Origin of the sequence: Segetibacter aerophilus (assembly GCF_007991655.1) — a bacterium.
Taxonomy (GTDB): domain Bacteria; phylum Bacteroidota; class Bacteroidia; order Chitinophagales; family Chitinophagaceae; genus Segetibacter; species Segetibacter aerophilus.
In genome coordinates, this window is record NZ_BJYT01000001.1 from 492,554 (window position 1) to 509,191 (window position 16,638).

Annotated in this window: 16 protein-coding genes; 8 read left to right on the plus strand and 8 right to left on the minus strand. The window is 40.9% G+C overall.

Annotated features, from left to right (window positions below; all coding sequences use genetic code 11):
- The first annotated feature begins 20 nt into the window (after positions 1–20).
- The 3 genes from thrS (at position 21) to SAE01_RS02125 (ending at position 3,083) form a co-directional block, all read left to right on the plus strand.
- Positions 21–1,961, plus strand: coding sequence for a threonine--tRNA ligase (gene thrS, locus SAE01_RS02115; RefSeq protein WP_147201869.1), 1,941 nt, complete (start codon positions 21–23; stop codon positions 1,959–1,961).
- A gap of 100 nt (positions 1,962–2,061) precedes the next feature.
- A complete protein-coding gene (infC, locus tag SAE01_RS02120) occupies positions 2,062–2,637 on the plus strand; it encodes a translation initiation factor IF-3 (protein ID WP_147201870.1) in 576 nt (191 codons plus the stop codon).
- A 188-nt stretch (positions 2,638–2,825) separates the two neighbouring features.
- Positions 2,826–3,083 carry a hypothetical protein gene (locus tag SAE01_RS02125; protein ID WP_147201871.1) on the plus strand — a complete coding sequence of 86 codons (258 nt, stop codon included), beginning with the start codon at positions 2,826–2,828 and terminating at the stop codon, positions 3,081–3,083.
- An 88-nt stretch (positions 3,084–3,171) separates the two neighbouring features.
- Here the strand turns inward: SAE01_RS02125 and gcvP are convergent, their stop codons facing one another.
- On the minus strand, positions 3,172–6,054 hold the full coding sequence (gene gcvP / locus SAE01_RS02130; RefSeq protein WP_147201872.1) for an aminomethyl-transferring glycine dehydrogenase: 2,883 nt from the start codon (positions 6,052–6,054) through the stop codon (positions 3,172–3,174).
- Between the two features lie 442 nt (positions 6,055–6,496).
- Between gcvP and era the strand changes: the two genes are divergently transcribed.
- The 5 genes from era to SAE01_RS02155 all read left to right on the plus strand — a co-directional run bounded on the left by era (position 6,497) and on the right by SAE01_RS02155 (position 10,432).
- On the plus strand, positions 6,497–7,372 hold the full coding sequence (gene era, locus SAE01_RS02135) for a GTPase Era (protein ID WP_147201873.1): 876 nt from the start codon (positions 6,497–6,499) through the stop codon (positions 7,370–7,372).
- Positions 7,373–7,555: 183 nt separating this feature from the next.
- Complete coding sequence (gene der, locus SAE01_RS02140; RefSeq protein ID WP_147201874.1) at positions 7,556–8,869, plus strand: ribosome biogenesis GTPase Der; 1,314 nt, start codon at positions 7,556–7,558, stop codon at positions 8,867–8,869.
- Positions 8,870–8,929: 60 nt separating this feature from the next.
- The gene (locus tag SAE01_RS02145) at positions 8,930–9,190 is read left to right on the plus strand and encodes a hypothetical protein (protein WP_147201875.1); all 261 of its coding nucleotides are present in this window, start codon (positions 8,930–8,932) and stop codon (positions 9,188–9,190) included.
- A 131-nt stretch (positions 9,191–9,321) separates the two neighbouring features.
- Complete coding sequence (locus SAE01_RS02150; RefSeq protein ID WP_147201876.1) at positions 9,322–9,933, plus strand: TrmH family RNA methyltransferase; 612 nt, start codon at positions 9,322–9,324, stop codon at positions 9,931–9,933.
- Between the two features lie 4 nt (positions 9,934–9,937).
- Positions 9,938–10,432 carry a TlpA family protein disulfide reductase gene (locus tag SAE01_RS02155; protein WP_147201877.1) on the plus strand — a complete coding sequence of 165 codons (495 nt, stop codon included), beginning with the start codon at positions 9,938–9,940 and terminating at the stop codon, positions 10,430–10,432.
- A gap of 120 nt (positions 10,433–10,552) precedes the next feature.
- Here SAE01_RS02155 and SAE01_RS02160 read toward each other — a convergent pair whose 3' ends face one another.
- The 7 genes from SAE01_RS02160 to SAE01_RS02185 form a co-directional block, all read right to left on the minus strand.
- Positions 10,553–10,804: a hypothetical protein gene (locus SAE01_RS02160; RefSeq protein ID WP_147201878.1), complete on the minus strand. Its 252-nt coding sequence runs from the start codon at positions 10,802–10,804 to the stop codon at positions 10,553–10,555.
- 19 nt (positions 10,805–10,823) lie between these two features.
- Positions 10,824–11,357 (minus strand): inorganic diphosphatase, encoded by a 534-nt coding sequence (locus SAE01_RS02165; protein WP_147201879.1) that lies wholly within the window; start codon positions 11,355–11,357, stop codon positions 10,824–10,826.
- Between the two features lie 149 nt (positions 11,358–11,506).
- On the minus strand, positions 11,507–12,115 hold the full coding sequence (locus tag SAE01_RS02170) for an NUDIX hydrolase (protein WP_147201880.1): 609 nt from the start codon (positions 12,113–12,115) through the stop codon (positions 11,507–11,509).
- Positions 12,094–13,209 carry a lactonase family protein gene (locus SAE01_RS02175; RefSeq protein WP_147201881.1) on the minus strand — a complete coding sequence of 372 codons (1,116 nt, stop codon included), beginning with the start codon at positions 13,207–13,209 and terminating at the stop codon, positions 12,094–12,096. The genes SAE01_RS02170 and SAE01_RS02175 overlap by 22 nt, the downstream gene beginning before the upstream one ends.
- A 213-nt stretch (positions 13,210–13,422) precedes the next feature.
- Positions 13,423–14,439, minus strand: a complete 1,017-nt coding sequence (locus SAE01_RS24685; RefSeq protein ID WP_174834595.1) for an LLM class flavin-dependent oxidoreductase — start codon at positions 14,437–14,439, stop codon at positions 13,423–13,425.
- Positions 14,440–14,448: 9 nt separating this feature from the next.
- Positions 14,449–15,708, minus strand: coding sequence for an ATP-grasp domain-containing protein (locus SAE01_RS24690; RefSeq protein ID WP_218029049.1), 1,260 nt, complete (start codon positions 15,706–15,708; stop codon positions 14,449–14,451).
- Positions 15,709–15,817: 109 nt separating this feature from the next.
- Positions 15,818–16,492: a hypothetical protein gene (locus SAE01_RS02185; protein ID WP_147201882.1), complete on the minus strand. Its 675-nt coding sequence runs from the start codon at positions 16,490–16,492 to the stop codon at positions 15,818–15,820.
- Between the last annotated feature and the right edge of the window lie 146 nt (positions 16,493–16,638).

A 16,638-nucleotide genomic window follows, 5' to 3' on the forward strand; every position in this document is an offset into this window, starting at 1 on the left:
CTTTAAATTGTAATCCTTTTATGATCAATGTTTCTTTTCCTGATGGTGCAATAAGGCAGTATGAAAATGGTAGTTCGGCTATGGATATTGCAAAATCGATCAGCGAAGGACTTGCCCGCAAAGTGTTAGCGGCAAAGGTGGACGGACAGGTCTGGGATCTATCAAGGCCCATTGATCACGATGTGTCTTTGCAACTGTTAACCTGGAACGAAATAGAAGGAAAATCCACCTTCTGGCATTCGTCTGCGCATTTAATGGCGGAAGCTTTAGAAGCAGTTTTTCCCGGAGTAAAACTTGGGATTGGCCCAGCCATAGAAAAAGGATTTTATTACGACATCGACTTAGGGGACAGGCAAATAACAGAAGAAGATTTACGAAAGCTCGAGGTGAAGATGGCTGAGTTGGCAAAAACGAATTCTGTTTATCAAAGGAAGGAAGTAAGTAAAGCTGATGCAGTAGAGTACTTTACCCAAAAGGGCGACGAATATAAATTGGAATTGATCGACGGTCTCAATGATGGAGAGATCACTTTTTATACCCAGGGAAATTTTACTGACTTGTGTCGTGGACCGCATATCCCTAACACTGGTTTTATAAAAGCTATTAAGCTTACAAACATAGCCGGGGCTTATTGGCGTGGCGATGAAAAACGTAAAATGCTTACGCGCATTTATGGTGTAACATTTCCGAACCAGAAGGAACTGGATGAGTACGTCACTTTGCTTGAAGAGGCAAAGAAAAGAGATCACCGCAAACTTGGGAAGGAGCTGGAGTTATTTACGTTTTCCGAGAGAGTAGGATTAGGTCTGCCATTGTGGCTTCCAAAAGGGGCGATGTTAAGAGAAAGCCTGCAACAGTTTTTACAGAAGGCTCAAATCGAGACAGGCTATCTTCCGGTAATCACTCCTCACATTGGCCATAAAAATTTGTATGTCACAAGTGGTCACTACGAAAAATACGGCAAAGACAGCTTTCAGCCGATTAGGACTCCGCAGGAAGGAGAGGAATTTTTTCTGAAGCCAATGAACTGCCCGCATCATTGCGAGATTTACAAAGCTGTTCCAAGAAGTTATAAAGATTTACCGCTTCGGCTCGCCGAATTTGGTACAGTTTATCGTTATGAGCAACACGGCGAATTACACGGACTAACTCGCGTACGCGGTTTTACACAAGACGATGCTCACTTGTTTTGCAGGCCCGACCAGGTGAACGATGAGTTTAAGAAGGTGATAGACCTTGTTCTATATGTTTTTAAGTCGTTAAGCTTTAAAGATTATACGGCACAAATTTCATTAAGAGATAAAGAAGACAGATCTAAATACATAGGGACAGATGAGAACTGGGAGATTGCAGAACAAGCAATTATTGAGGCTTCTGCCGAAAAAGGACTGTCAACTGTGATAGAATATGGAGAAGCTGCGTTTTATGGCCCAAAACTTGACTTCATGGTGAAGGATGCCATCGGACGTAAATGGCAGCTAGGCACAATCCAGGTCGATTACAATTTGCCTGAAAGGTTCGACCTGACATATATAGGTGAAGACAACGCGAAACATCGGCCGGTAATGATCCACCGGGCACCGTTTGGTTCAATGGAGCGTTTCATAGCAGTGTTAATTGAGCACTGTGCTGGGAAGTTTCCACTGTGGCTTGCACCAACCCAGGCGGTAATATTACCTATAAGCGATAAGTTTATTGAATATGCTGAAGAAGTAAAAAGCAGACTTAAAAAGTCTGATATAAGAGTGGAGGTAGATGAGCGAAACGAAAAGATAGGCCGAAAAATCAGGGAAGCGGAAATGAATAAAGTTCCTTACATGTTGGTGGTCGGAGAAAAAGAAGTAGCAGAAGGTAAAGTAGCACTAAGGAAACAGGCGAAAGGCGATTTAGGAACAAAAACGGTAGATGAAGCAATTGAATTTTTGAAAGAAGAAATAGATAGTAAAAGAGCTTTCGATTAATTTGTTATTTTTACTTATATGAGATAAGAGGATTAGAATGAATGATTTTTGAATTAATTTTAAAAAAAACAAAAAATAAATAGTAACCAAAAAAAGATTAATGGCAGTAAACCCGGGTTTTTTTAGGGGACGTAACCCAAATTTTCGGAAAGAGCAACAACAGGAACATCGGACCAACAGGATGATCCGGATACCTGAAGTGAGATTGGTAGGAGAAGGAATTGAGCCAGGTGTTTATCCTACAGAGAAGGCTTTAGCAATGGCTGAGGCACAAGGTCTTGATTTAGTTGAGATTTCTCCAAACGCAGTTCCACCTGTTTGTAGAATTATTGACTACAAAAAGTTTTTGTACGAGAAGAAGCGCAAGGAGAAGGAGATGAAGGCGAACTCGAAGCAGAGCGAGGTGAAGGAAATTCGTTTTACACCAAGTACAGATGAACACGATTTTGACTTTAAGTGTAAACATGCTGAAAAGTTTTTAAAGGAAGGTGACAAGGTGAAAGCATACGTTCAGTTTAAAGGACGTGCAATTATGTTCAAAGACCGTGGCGAACTACTTCTTTTAAAGTTTGCGGAACGTTTAGCGGAGACTGGAGTTTTGGAAGGAATGCCTAAAATGGAAGGTAAAAGAATGCTGGTCATTTTTGCACCAAAGGGCCAGAAGAAAAACAAGTAAAATTTTCTAAAATATAGTAACGAACAGTAGACGATCTCTACTGTTTTTTTTGCGCCCATTATTTCCGTAGGCTTCGTCCTTAGCCGATTTGTTTAATTTTTATTAAAAATTTTTATAAAGTGTTTGTACAGAAAGTGCCTATGATTTATCTTCGCATATTCTATTATCCATCTAAAAAACCTTCTAATATGAACATTCATTTCAACTTCCACGGTTCGACTTATAAAGCGGGCCTGGCAAAACAAGGAGATAACAAATTGGAGGTGTTAATTAAGGATGATGTTTTAGAAAAGCAATTTGGCCATTCTCTTCCATTCTTCATTGAAAACAAGTCGATAAACTTTGATACTTTCAATCGCTCACATTCCGACTTGTACGCGTTGAATTCTTCTATATCGAAAGCTATTGTTGAACAGTGCTCGGAAATTTTAGATTCGTCTAATTAATTGTTTCCTTTTTAAATATCTCCTTAATAAAAAAAGCGTATAGCAATTATTAAAACTGCTATACCCTTTTTTTATGTTATTGTTTTTATTAGTTGACTCCCATCTCCTGGTAAGACTCGATAGGCTCACAAGTGCAAATCAAATTCCTATCTCCGTAAGTGTTGTTTACACGACTTATAGCTGGCCAGAATTTGTTGTGCCGTAAGTAATCAAGAGGAAACGCAGCTTGTGAACGACTGTATGAATGGCTCCAATTATCAGCAGTAATTACCTGCAAACTGTGAGGGGCGTTTTTTAATACGTTGTCAATCTTATCCGCACTGCCTTTTTCAATTGCCACGATTTCTTCATGAATATTAATCAACGCATTACAAAATCGATCTAGTTCAGTTTTGGGTTCACTCTCTGTTGGCTCAATCATGATTGTTCCGGCAACAGGGAAACTTAAAGTAGGAGCGTGGAAGCCATAATCCATTAAACGTTTTGCAACATCTTCTGCTTCAATCCCAAGGCTTTTAAATGGACGGAGGTCAACAATAAATTCATGGGCGCAAGTATTGTTCTTGCCACTATATAAAATTTTATAGTGTCCTTCGAGCCTTGCCTTCATGTAGTTCGCATTTAAAATAGCATATTCAGTTGCCTTTCTCAACCCTTCTGCTCCCAGCAGTTTGATGTAAGCGTAACTAATCAGCAAAATACTTGCAGACCCATAAGGAGCGGCGCTTACTGCATTGGCGCTACTTCCTTTATGGATGTTTACGTGCCCCGGTAAGAAAGGTGCAAGTTTATCATTCACGCAGATCGGTCCCATTCCGGGTCCGCCACCGCCATGGGGGATTGCAAAGGTCTTGTGTAGGTTAAGGTGACAAACGTCAGCTCCAATAAACCCCGGGGCAGTTAAGCCTACCTGCGCATTCATGTTAGCGCCATCCATATAAACCATTCCTCCATTCTCATGAATGATGTTACAAATCTCACGAATACTTTCTTCGAATACCCCGTGGGTGCTCGGGTACGTAACCATTAAGCCTGCCAGGACATCTTTATATTTTTCGGCGTTCTTTCTTAAATCTTCCACGTCAATATTTCCAGCTTCGTCACATTTTGTAACTACAACTTTAAATCCAGCCATCACTGCACTTGCAGGGTTTGTTCCATGTGCAGAAATAGGGATGAGTATTACGTTTCTGTGGGCGTCGTTCCTGTCTTCATGATAGTCGCGGATCGCCAGCAAACCGGCGTACTCTCCTTGTGCACCACTGTTCGGCTGTAATGACGTAGCTGCAAAGCCGGTAATATTACTAAGCCATTTTTCCAATTCAATCACTATTTGATGGTAACCTTGCCACTGATCTGTTGGCGCAAAAGGATGCATTTTTGAAAATTCAGGCCAGCTTACAGGAATAAGTTCTGTAGCCGAATTTAATTTCATTGTACAACTACCCAAGGGGATCATTGAATTGTCAAGACTGAGGTCTTTGTTTTCCAAAGACTTTAAATAACGCATCATCTCCGTCTCGCTGTGGTGCGTATTGAAAACCGGATGCAAAAGAAAAGTAGACGTACGAGTCAGAGACGTTGGAATATTTTCAAGGTGGTCATTGTATTCAAACATAACTCCCGCATCTCCCATCCCTTTGATCTCGGCAAACAGGTGGAGTATATCAAGCACGTCACATTGCGCGGTTGTTTCATCTATTGCTATTCCAACAAAACCATCGTTAAAATAATGAAAGTTGATTTGCTGCGCTTCAGCGAGGTTACGTATTGCAGCAACATCATCCACTTTTACTTTTATCGTATCAAAGTAGTGCCTGTTCACCTGTTCGAAGCCCATCTCAACAAGCTCATTGCTGAGAGAATTTGCAAGAAGACTAACGCGCTTCGCAATGTTTTTCAATCCTTCTGGTCCATGATAAACCGCATACATTGCAGCCATGTTTGCAAGCAAAGCTTGAGCAGTACAAATATTGCTGGTTGCTTTTTCACGACGGATATGTTGTTCGCGGGTCTGCAACGCCATACGCAAAGCCCTGTTACCTTCAGTGTCAATGCTTACACCTATTATGCGTCCTGGAATAACCCTTTTAAATTCATCCTTAGTAGCAAAGAAGGCTGCATGTGGTCCGCCAAATCCCATGGGTACTCCAAAGCGCTGGCTTGAACCAATTGCTACATCAGCACCCAATTCTCCCGGGGGGGTCAATAATGTAAGAGCAAGCAAATCAGTAGCGGCAACGACTTTCGCATCTACGGCGCGAGCTTTTTCGAAAAAGCTTCGATAGTCTTCAACGGCACCATCACTATTTGGATATTGAACAATTACACCAAAAAATGTTTCATCCAGTACCGCAGTTTTAAAGTCACCTGTTACCAACTCTACCTTAATCGGAGTGGCACGGGTAAGAAGCACATCCCTCGTTTGAGCAAACACGTTTTGATCAACAAAAAATCTAGGGGCGGTTATCTTATCGCCCTTATTCTTGTTGTTAAACAACATAGCCATTGCTTCCGCGGCAGCAGTTCCTTCATCAAGCAATGATGCATTGGCAATTGGTAACGCTGTCAGGTCACTAACCATCGTTTGAAAGTTCAAAAGACTTTCCAAACGTCCCTGGGCAATTTCTGCCTGGTAGGGCGTGTATTGTGTGTACCAACCTGGATTTTCAAAAAGATTTCGAAGGATGACAGTTGGGGTAATGGTGTCGTAGTAACCTTGTCCTATATAGTTTCTAAAGACTTTATTTTTCGATGCTGTTTTCCTAAGTTCTTTTAAATATTCATGTTCGCTTACCGGGCCTGCAACATCTAAAGCACCTGCAAGTCGAATATCTTTCGGCACTGTTTTCTCTACCAGTTCATCAAGTGTTGCCACCCCGATGGTTTGCAACATTTCTACGGTCTCTTGTTCACTCGGTCCAATATGTCTTTCCTGAAATTCCCTTGCCTGTTGTTCAAATAAGTTCATATACTGGTTATAATGTTTGTATTATAGTAGTTGTTTTGTTGCCTGCTTTTCCCATGTATGTAACATCGTTGTGTCACTCACTTTTACGGTAACTCTTTACGCTGCTTTTCTTAATGTTTAAAATAAACACAGGCGGCTACTAAAGGTTTGATCAGGCAAATTAGTTGATTGCATACTTGTCTTGTTACCCGGTAAATAGGCAAGAAAAAAAGATTTGCAAATTTAGGGTGATGGGGCCAGATTTCCAGAAGCGCGAGAGTTAGTGACCAGCGGCCACTTCTATTTAACATCCCCTTTTTTCTGTTAAGCTAGCCCCTTTTGTATTTCTTGAAGCTTCAATACAATCATTTATAAAAACCCTTACCTTTTAAAGGCTTACTTTTGTGGATTAATTAAAGTAGGAAAACGCATCCCCAAATGCTTTTTGCTTAGGTCACAATTCATGAAAGTAGGTTTTGTAAACATATTTGGAAAGCCAAATGCTGGTAAGAGCACACTCTTAAATGCTTTGATAGGTGAGAAAATGGCTATAGTTAGTCATAAAGTACAAACGACACGGCATCGCATCAAGGCTTTTTTAAACAAGGAATGGGAATACCAAATAATTTTCTCCGATACTCCCGGCATTATTGAGCCAAAGTACAAGCTCCACGAAAAAATGATGAAGGCTGTAAAAAGCAGTCTTGAGGATGCAGACGTTGCGCTCTTATTGGTTGAGATAAATGACAACTGGGAGGAGGCCGACAAAATCTTCTCGTCATTGAAGCTCAAAGTTCCGTGCATTGTTATTACGTCAAAAACTGATCTGGCTAAAGATAATAGGGAGGAAGAGGCGAAGGCCTTCTTTTCATCTAAATCATATTGCAAAGAATGGATTGGGATTTCTGTAACAGCAGGGAAGAATGTCGACAAATTGCTGGAACTGATCTTGAAGTATCTTAAAGAAGGCCAACCTTTTTATGATGAGGAAGATTTGACTGATTTACCAACAAAATTCTTTGTAGGCGAAATTGTCAGAGAAAAAATCTTTGAATTATTTGAGCAGGAGATTCCATACGACACGACAGTAATGGTGAATGAGTTTAAAGAAAAAACTAGCCTTATAAAAATACAGGCAGACATCATCGTTCAGCGTGAAAGTCAAAAGGCGATTATTTTAGGCGAAGGCGGAAAAATGATAAAACAAGTTGGAAGCCTGGCAAGAAAAGACATTGAAGAATTTTTAGGACAAAAGATCTTTTTAGAATTGTTTGTGAAGGTGAAAAATAAGTGGCGCGATGATGATTTTAAGCTGAGGGAATACGGGTATAATTCTTAATAATGAATAGTGAATAATGAATAGTGAAGGAAGAATTCGTTGTTCAATGCTCGTTACAGGTACAAGGGAGTGACACAACGATGTTGAGAAATGGACGGGGGCTTTTGTCAAAAAATTAATAACAAAATCTTTCCCGGTTGGGTAAGAATTAAAAACAACAGCCTTGTAAGGGCTTAGGGTCTTATGGTATTTACAGTAGCAATAGTTGGACGCCCGAATGTGGGTAAGAGTACATTTTTTAATCGTCTGCTTGAGCAGAGAAAGGCAATTGTGGACGATGTGAGTGGTGTGACCCGCGATCGCCAATATGGTGTAACGGAGTGGATCGGTAAATCTTTTAATGTCATTGACACGGGTGGTTTTGTGGCCAATACTTCTGACATTTTTGAGACAGAAATTCGTAAACAGGTAAAAATTGCGATAGAAGAAGCGAACGCCATCATTTTTATGGTGGACGTAACAACAGGAATAACGGATCTTGATCAATCAGTAGCCGATCTTTTAAGACGCAGCACAAAACCTGTTTTTTTATGTGTAAACAAAGTTGATAACAGCGAGCGCATGCTTGAAGCAACAGAGTTTTATAGTCTTGGTTTTGAAAAGATTTTTTTTGTTAGCAGCATAAGCGGCAGCGGAACAGGAGAAATTTTAGATGCTGTAGCTGAATTAATAACTCCCGAAGCTTCGGAAGACGCGCTTGAGAAGAATGACTTACCAAAGTTTGCAATCATCGGGCAACCGAATGTGGGAAAATCTTCTTTGCTCAATGCATTAGTAGGGCAGGAGCGAACCATTGTAAGTGACATTGCAGGTACTACCCGCGATACGATCCATACGCACTACAACATGTTTCAAAAGGAGTTCATCCTTATTGACACGGCCGGTATCCGTCGCAAGACAAAGGTGAATGAAGACCTTGAATTTTATTCTGTCATCCGGGCTATCCGCGCTATGGATGAAGCTGATGTTTGTCTGTTACTGCTAGATGCTTCGAGTGGTATAACAGCCCAGGACTTAAACATCTTTAGCCTTGCTGTTAAAAAGGGCAAGGGAATAGTTGTGCTTGTAAACAAATGGGACCTGATAGAAAAAGAAACTAATTCAGCCCGGGATTACGAAAAGAGGTTGAAAGAGAAACTAGCTCCATTTACTGATGTGCCCATTATCTTCATATCGGTGAAGGAGAAAACCCGGATTATGAAGGCGATGGAAGTAGCGCTGGAGGTGTATGAAAATAAGACGCAAAAAGTACAAACGTCAAAGTTGAACGATATTATGCTGAAAGCTGTTGAAGCTTATCACGCCCCGGTTGTGAGAGGAAATGCAGTTACCATAAAATATGTGACTCAACTTCCAACGCACGTTCCTTCGTTTGCATTTTTTACAAATTACCCTGATGATATACGAGCTCCTTATAAGAACTACCTCGAAAATCAACTAAGGCAAAACTTTAAATTCACAGGTGTTCCTATTAGAATTTTCTTTAGGAAAAAGTAGGTGGCAAAAAAATTGCTAATCATTCTAATATTATTATCCTACTTATTTAAAAATTGTTTCATGAAAAAAATATTGTCAATCATTCTTGTAGCCGCCACGTTAACGGCTTGTGGCGGAGGAGAAAGTAGCGAATCGACTACTAACGTTGGGGAGGATAGCTTGAAGAAGGCTTTCGATAGCGTGCAACAGACTGGGGATACTACTGCACTAAATCGTGTGATGGGTGATTCTACATCTGCCAGCGGCACTCATGGTGCGGGTTCAGGCTCGAGAGTAGGCGGCGGTAAATCTGCAGGTCCACAAAAGCAAGGTGGCAAATAAGGTGGATAAATAGCTGGAGAAATACTTTAACCTTCCTGTCAAAAGGAGGGTTTTTTATTGAAACCTTAAAGAGGACTCTTCTAGCCTTTTTAATAAAACAAGCCTTAACAGCTTTTGTATTCTCAACACAGATGACACCAGAACGTAGAGAAAAATTGTTGGCGGTACTACAAAAGAGACAAATCAACCTTACGGTGGTTTTGGAAAACGTTTTTGATCCACATAACGAGTCGGCAGTGATGCGTACCTGTGATTCTGTTGGTATACAAGACATTTTTATCATCAACAACAGGAAACCTCCAAAACGGGCATGGGGTTTTAGAAGTGGTGGCAGCGCAAAGAAGTGGCTTACTGTTCATGAGTTTACACATGCTGAGGAATGCTTTAAGGAATTAAGAACGAGGTATAATAAAATATTAACAACGCACCTAGGTACCGATTCCGTAAGTCTTTATGATATTGATTTTACAAATAGTATCGCTTTGGTCTTTGGCAATGAACGCTTTGGAGTAAGTGACGAAGCAAGGGCTTTATCGGATGGGAATTTTGTAATTCCTCAGATGGGCATTGTTCAAAGCTTAAACATTTCTGTGGCATGTGCTGTCAGCCTTTACGAAGCGTATAGACAAAAGGAGCAGGCCGGTCATTATCAGCGGCAAAATTTGCCTGACGATCAATTGCACACGCTTTTAAACGAATGGGGTTTTAAACAACAGGACATCCCTGAAAGGGAAGAAAATTAAGTATATGAAAAAAGCTATTTTTTTAGTTGCCTTTATTGCAAGTGTGGTATCAATAAATGCTAGCGCACAGAAAGCTTCATCAACGCAGATTAAAAAGGTAACAGCAAAGGAAGTTAAAAAGATGATCGACAATAGTACAGGTCCTATGATTGTTAATTTCTGGGCTACATGGTGCGGTCCGTGCATCAGAGAAATCCCTTGGTTTGATAGTATTATGACTAAGAAGAATTCGCCTGTTAAGCTCGTCTTAGTAAGTGTTGATTTTAAATCAGAATATTCAAAACTGGCTGCGTTTGTAAAAAAGCACGGCTATAAAGGTGAAGTGTTGTTCCTGGACGAAATAGATGCTGACAAATACACGGCGGCGATTGAGCCGAAATGGAAGGGTGCAATTCCTGCGTCAATATTTGTAAACAATGCTACTAAGTACTACCAGGTCTTTCTGGAGCAAATCCCAAAGCAACGATTTGAAATGGAGCTGGATAAGTTGGCGAAATAAGGTGCGAGATGTGAGCTTTAAGCTGCTAGCTTATCGAAGCGAGGTTTATTCAATTTCGTAAAAAATTCCGAAGAAAAACATCAAGCTCGAAGCTCCGCAGCTACTAGCTTATCGCTTCTCTTACGTTGCTTTTCCCTTCAACTCCCAATGGTCTTTGAAGATTTTTCCTTCGCGGTCTTTTTTCAACGTCCGTCCGTAGCGTTCACCTTTGATTGTGCCTTGTTCTGTTTTTTTACCTATAAACAACAGGACTGCGTTTCCTTCGTCATCCGTTTTAAATGAGAGGTCGTAGCCTTTGTATTTCATTTCCACAAACGAGGAGGGTTCAAACTTTTTAGATAGTTTTTTCTGTAAGTCTTCACCTAAAGCCATAGCCGCTTATTTTATTAAGTTAAGGTTTGATGCTTTCTGAGGCCTTTTTTATACTTCTGTGAATTAGTTTGATTGCAACGTCAGGTCCCTCGTTGCCGAGCGGGTTAAAAACGTCTTCACTTACCTGGTTATAGGAAGCAAAGAAATTGACAATCTCTTTGACAAGACCTTCAGGAAGATCATCAATATTGTTGGCGGAGGAATACATTCGCGAATGTAGTTGAACCGCAATCACCCTGTCGTTTCGAACCTTTTCGCCATCTTCTTCCTGCTCTACTTTTATTATTCCAAGCACTTTACTTTCTACAAGACAGCCTGGAAAAGTAGGCGCGTCGGTAAGAACAAGAATATCCATGGGGTCCCCGTCTTCGGCGATGGTTGATGGAATGAAACCAAAATCAAAAGGAAATACCATACCCGCAGGTAAAGCCCTCTTTAGTTTGATGATGTCATTCTCCTCGTCGTACACATACTTGTTTCTACTTCCTTTTGGAGTTTCTACAATGGCGTTAATGTGATCAGTTCCTTCTATGAACGGTTCCGGTATTTTCATGCCTTACCAGTTCAAAAGTTATACCGATGACTTTTGCTACTATTTATTGGTTTAAGAAAAATGTGCGAAAAAAGGTGCTCAACGAGCTGCTGTATAAGTGAGTGACACAACAATGTCAGGTGAAGAACAAATGGAGATTAAAAAAGAGACTAACTAAAAAGCTTTACTTTTTCCTCAAGCCAATAAAAGTCTTCATTGTCTTGTAATCGATCAAACGGAATCCATTGACTATCGCTAGACTCTTCCTCACAAATAGCTAGTACCTGCGGCGTGGCACATTTAAAAAGAAATCGAAGGTCGTGATGAATGTGAGCAGGTTCTTGTTTGCGGGGATTTTCAGGAATGTGATGACTATCGACATCAAAAATTTTGGGAGAGAGCAATTCAAGATTGTCTGGCGCCAGGCCGGTTTCTTCAAAGGCTTCACGAAGAGCGGCGGATTGTAGAGAAGTGTCTGTGCTGTCAACATGACCTCCCGGCTGGAGCCAACGATTGAGTGACTTATGCTTAAGCAATAGAACGCTGGATGCATCCTGGTTTACGATAAAGGCGCTGGTAGTAATGTGGCCGTGAAAGTTTTTCCGGTCAATCAAATCGTGCCCTTCATGTTCCTTCAAAAATTGACCAAGTTGACTTACCTCTTCTTTTTCGTTTGGAAATTCTTCAAGATATATATCAATCAGTCCTAAAATTTCTTCTTTCGACTCCATTAAAAATAGTTGATCAATGACCGCTTTTACTTTAGTAGTTGCAGGCATACAGGCATAGACACTTTAATTTGTTCGCCTGTTTCCTGAAGCATGCCGGTTTGTTTATTTCTTTTAAAAATTACAATGTTGTCGCTGTCCTGGTTAGCTGCCAATAAATAGTTTCCGGAAGGGTCAATAATGAAATGACGCGGAGCTTTGCCTAGCGTGGACTGATAACCTTTTAACTGCAATTTTCCATTTGCAGGATTAACTGAGAAAATGGCTATATTATTTTCCTGGCCCCGGTTAGAGGCGTATAGGAACTTGCCATCGGGAGATAAGTCAACCTCCGCACTACCGGGCTGGCCTTTGAAGTCAGCTGGATGCGTGGCAATAGTTTGTATAGAAGTAAGCTTTCCGTTGCTATAGTTGTAAGCTCCGACCGTACCGCTCATTTCCTCTATGACATAGGCAAACTTTCCATTTGGATGAAAGGTGATGTGACGAGGCCCATTGCCCGGGTTAACTTGAACGAATGGGGTAGGTGCAGGGCTAAGCGGTTTGGCAGCCGATGTATTAAATTTATAGACGACTACTTTATCGGTTCCTAAATCTGGTGCAAATAAATAATCGCCCGTAGGGCTAAAAACAGTTTCGTGCACGTGCGGTTTTTCCTGGCGTTGTTTGTTTACGCTGCTTCCCTCATGTTGAATGGATTGACTAAAAGGATTTAAGGAACCATCATTATTGACCGGAAAAACAGCCAAACTACCGCCACCATAATTTGCCACTGTGACCCATTTATTGTTTTTACTAACTGCTACATGACACGGTCCGTCGCCACCCGTTAGTTGTTGATTTACTAAGGACAATTTGCCGGTACTTTTATCAAAAGCATATGAACTGACCTTGGAAGGATTTTTTCCACCTGTTTCACTTACCGCATATATGTGCTTTTTATCAGGAGCGATGGCGATGAAAGATGGATTTGCTGCACTGTCAGTATTGCTCACCCACTCAGCTTTTCCGGTGGTTGTATTGAAGCGATAAACGTAAATTCCCTTACTACCTTTTTGAGTGTATGTTCCTACAAGTAAATAATAGTCCTGGGCAGAACAACAGAAGGATAAAAACAAGAAGGCGGCAAGGAGGCAATGGCGCATAAAACAATTAATTAAGTGATAGTTAGAAGCCAAATATAAAGAATAGAAAGTAAAACGGAATTGTCAATCGGTTGGTTGACACCCTTTTGAATGATGCTTGTAGTGAGTGTAGATAAACGGAGCGCCGCAGCTATGCCGCTACAAGTGATAGAGCTTGTTACAACAAAAAAGGTCAGCTTTATTAGCTGACCAAAAATCATTTATGTTAGGAGTTTATTTAATTATAGTCTCGGCAAATCTTTCCATCTCTTCCAATTGCGGACTGCATTGCAATAAAAACAAATCAACGCCCGCCCTTTCGAATTCACCAATTTTATCTTGTAACTGTGCAGGTGTTCCTGTTAGTCCGCTGCGTAAGCCACGGTTGGAAACTGAATAATCATACAACGACGGCTTTTTTTCTAACTGCGTTCCCGACAGCCACTGCTGATAATTATTGTAACCGGGAGAGCCAGGATTGACATTTGTGATGCGCTCAATTTCGGCTTTAACTTCTGCTTCGGTGTGGCGAACAATGCTGTATGCTGCTACTCCAAACTGCATTGGGGGTAAGCCTTTTTTATCGCGTCTTTCGCTCAGGTCTCTAATTCTTGCTGCAATTCCTTCGGGCGAATCACCATGCATAACGTACGCATCACATTGCGATGCAATCAGCTCTTTAGCTGCTTCAGACTCTCCACCTGCATAAATTTTTGGTCTCGGTTTGGATAGAGGTTTTGGCTGTAATACATTATTATTTACGTTGTAGTACTTGCCCGAGAAACTAAAATTATCCTGCTTCCAAACGTTATCAATTACTGTGAGCCATTCTGCAGTTCTTGCGTAGCGGTCGTCGTGTTGTTCGAAGTGTACACCATATTTCTCCGCTTCATCTTTCCACCAGGAAGAAACGACGTTTAATGAGAGTCGTCCATTACTAATATGGTCAATATTCGCCGCCTGCTTTGCAAGCAAAGCTGGATTGTGAAAGGTAGGACGAACGGCGACCATCAACTCCAACTTGTTTGTAACTGCAGCAACAGCAGCAGCAGTTGACCAGGCATCAAGCGAAGGAGCATTTTCGCCTTTGATATCGTTTAGGTTTAATTCAGCAATCAATGAAAGATCGTAACCAAGTTCCTCGCTTCGGATAGCAAGTTTTTTTACATATTCCCAGGATGCCTCCATTTGCTCATCTTCCACGTTTCTCAGCCATCCGCCAAAGACAGGCATCCAATATCCGTACTGCATAAGTTTGTTTTATAGCTGTTCTGCTGTTTCCAATACCGGGGCAACCTCGGCCTTTGCTTCTAAGAAATCAACCAGCTTTTTGTGTGGATTAAACCCGATCACATTTACTGCATCCGCCACAAAATTCGACAAGGCGTTTACATCGTAGTACAATATTTCGCCGTCCCTGTCATCGATGATGTACTCAATTCCGCCAACGTCAATTCCGCTCTTTTCCATAATTGTTTCAACAGTGTCAATTACTTCTTGCGGCGGCGTGTAAGCTTCTACCTTCAAACCGTTTTTTGGAGCGTCTACTGCGCATGCATTTCTGACAAGTTCTGTCCCAGCTGTAGTCTGGCAAATATCCGCAGGGCAGAGGTTAAAGCTTTCTCCTGATGTATATACTTTAATAGCATAAAGATATTTTCCGCCTAAAGTTTCCACACGGGTAATGTATCCTCCGCGAGCAGGAATAAATTCCTGAACAAGCGCAGTATGGTCAATACCAAGATCAATTGTATTGTTGTCGACTGCTTGCTGGAGATCTGCAGGAGTATTGTATTTCGTAATGCCCGCACCACTTCCTCCGATGTTAGCTTTTACAACCACCGGAAAACGTAAACCTTTTGAAGCTTCCACTGCACGGCTTGCATGGTTTATTACATGCGCTTTTGGAAACTTAATTCCTAAAGACTGCATTAAAGTAAGTTGTTGAGCTTTAGACGTTTCATAGGTAAAAGCTTTAAAACCGTTAATCACCTTTACACCCAGAGTCTCCAGGTGTTTTAGGTAGTTCAGCGTATAATAAACTCCCTGGACACCATCGCGCAAATATGCTGACGGACTCATCCGATTAAAGAACAAACTTACTTGCGGCTTTTCTTCTTCTATCGCAAAAAAATGATAGCGGGGGTCTTGTTGTTCGTAGCGGATTCCGCGCTCAGAAAGTTCGTTCATAAGGGGTTTAAACCAATCGGGATGCTCGTGGTAGATTATGAATGGATGCATAATGGTCGCTGTTTTTCGTTCGGCAAATGTAGAAGAAAAACGAGGTTCAACTGAACAATAGTTGTTTTGAGAAGGGGGAGAGAAGGGCGATTTATTTATTATGATTTTTACATTTTTAAAAAATGCGTTAATCTCATCTAAAGCTCGAGCCGCTGGGCTTCGTTCTTGCAACGGGACTCCACCCGCTTGTTTCAAAAACTGCTTCGGATGTTTTTGAATTCCTTCGCCTTGGCTTGGAGCCCAACCGGCTGATGTCCCTTGTGCAAGAACTGTTGTCATAAAAGAGATATGGGTAAATTTTTCTTACGCTGACAAGCTTTTTTAAACTTAATTGTCTTTATTGTTTTGCCACGAGCGGAGGTACGTTGTGCAGCTCCCGTTGTGTCACTCACTTGTACAAAATCTCTACCGGCATCTGCTCCGCTTTCTTAGCAATATGAAGCTTTTTGAGCACAAAAATGTCAATTAAACAAATCCACGTTAGAAAGAATAGGAAGGTGATTTTTTGAACAACAGGCAGGTATTTTAATAACCCTGCTGAATAGTATAGGATGTTATTTACAATGATCAGTAACAGGTTGAAAAGGCCCATCACAAAAAGTGGGTAGGATCTCTTTTTGTATAACCCTGCATAAGTACCGGCAAGGGCAATCAACCCAAAACCACCTGCGACATTGATTACAGCATCATGAAAACTGGTAAATAAAAACATTGTAATCGTCATGGAAGCGATACCGGAAAAAGTAATCAACCTTCGGATAGATTTTGAGAAATTAATTCTGCGGGCAAATAAAAACCAAAAAACGGCAAGCGTAGCACATAGTATAAACATTGCTGTCATAGCATAAGGGCGTGCAGAATTTACTGCGCCATTTATAGCATTCTCATCTAAAAGATTACACCAATAATTGTGGAGCCAGCTAAAGCCTTTGGACTGTTTATTTTCCTGGTAACCGCCAGGATAGAGTAAAGTGGAAACGATATAAAGAATACTAAAAACTAGAACACCAAATGTGGGCAGGAGGATAGTAAAGTGTTTTGTTTGACTTGTTTTGGTGGTCAATTTATTAGAGTTGTATGAACAGTACAGAAAGGTAAAAATTCTTAAAGATTAAAATAAAGCGTCTTAAATTATTAATCTTACGATCGATACTTATAATGGTTTGAAGAAGCTATTTTTTTGCAATCAATCAACCTGTCAACTTCACA

Excerpts from the sequence above, each read along its gene's own strand:
- thrS (WP_147201869.1), top strand. The coding sequence starts at position 21 with ATGATCAATGTTTCTTTTCCTGATGGTGCAATAAGGCAGTATGAAAAT.
- infC (WP_147201870.1), top strand. The coding sequence starts at position 2,062 with ATGGCAGTAAACCCGGGTTTTTTTAGGGGACGTAACCCAAATTTTCGG.
- SAE01_RS02125 (WP_147201871.1), top strand. The coding sequence starts at position 2,826 with ATGAACATTCATTTCAACTTCCACGGTTCGACTTATAAAGCGGGCCTG.
- gcvP (WP_147201872.1), bottom strand. The coding sequence starts at position 6,054 with ATGAACTTATTTGAACAACAGGCAAGGGAATTTCAGGAAAGACATATT.
- era (WP_147201873.1), top strand. The coding sequence starts at position 6,497 with ATGAAAGTAGGTTTTGTAAACATATTTGGAAAGCCAAATGCTGGTAAG.
- der (WP_147201874.1), top strand. The coding sequence starts at position 7,556 with ATGGTATTTACAGTAGCAATAGTTGGACGCCCGAATGTGGGTAAGAGT.
- SAE01_RS02145 (WP_147201875.1), top strand. The coding sequence starts at position 8,930 with ATGAAAAAAATATTGTCAATCATTCTTGTAGCCGCCACGTTAACGGCT.
- SAE01_RS02150 (WP_147201876.1), top strand. The coding sequence starts at position 9,322 with ATGACACCAGAACGTAGAGAAAAATTGTTGGCGGTACTACAAAAGAGA.
- SAE01_RS02155 (WP_147201877.1), top strand. The coding sequence starts at position 9,938 with ATGAAAAAAGCTATTTTTTTAGTTGCCTTTATTGCAAGTGTGGTATCA.
- SAE01_RS02160 (WP_147201878.1), bottom strand. The coding sequence starts at position 10,804 with ATGGCTTTAGGTGAAGACTTACAGAAAAAACTATCTAAAAAGTTTGAA.
- SAE01_RS02165 (WP_147201879.1), bottom strand. The coding sequence starts at position 11,357 with ATGAAAATACCGGAACCGTTCATAGAAGGAACTGATCACATTAACGCC.
- SAE01_RS02170 (WP_147201880.1), bottom strand. The coding sequence starts at position 12,115 with ATGCCTGCAACTACTAAAGTAAAAGCGGTCATTGATCAACTATTTTTA.
- SAE01_RS02175 (WP_147201881.1), bottom strand. The coding sequence starts at position 13,209 with ATGCGCCATTGCCTCCTTGCCGCCTTCTTGTTTTTATCCTTCTGTTGT.
- SAE01_RS24685 (WP_174834595.1), bottom strand. The coding sequence starts at position 14,439 with ATGCAGTACGGATATTGGATGCCTGTCTTTGGCGGATGGCTGAGAAAC.
- SAE01_RS24690 (WP_218029049.1), bottom strand. The coding sequence starts at position 15,708 with ATGACAACAGTTCTTGCACAAGGGACATCAGCCGGTTGGGCTCCAAGC.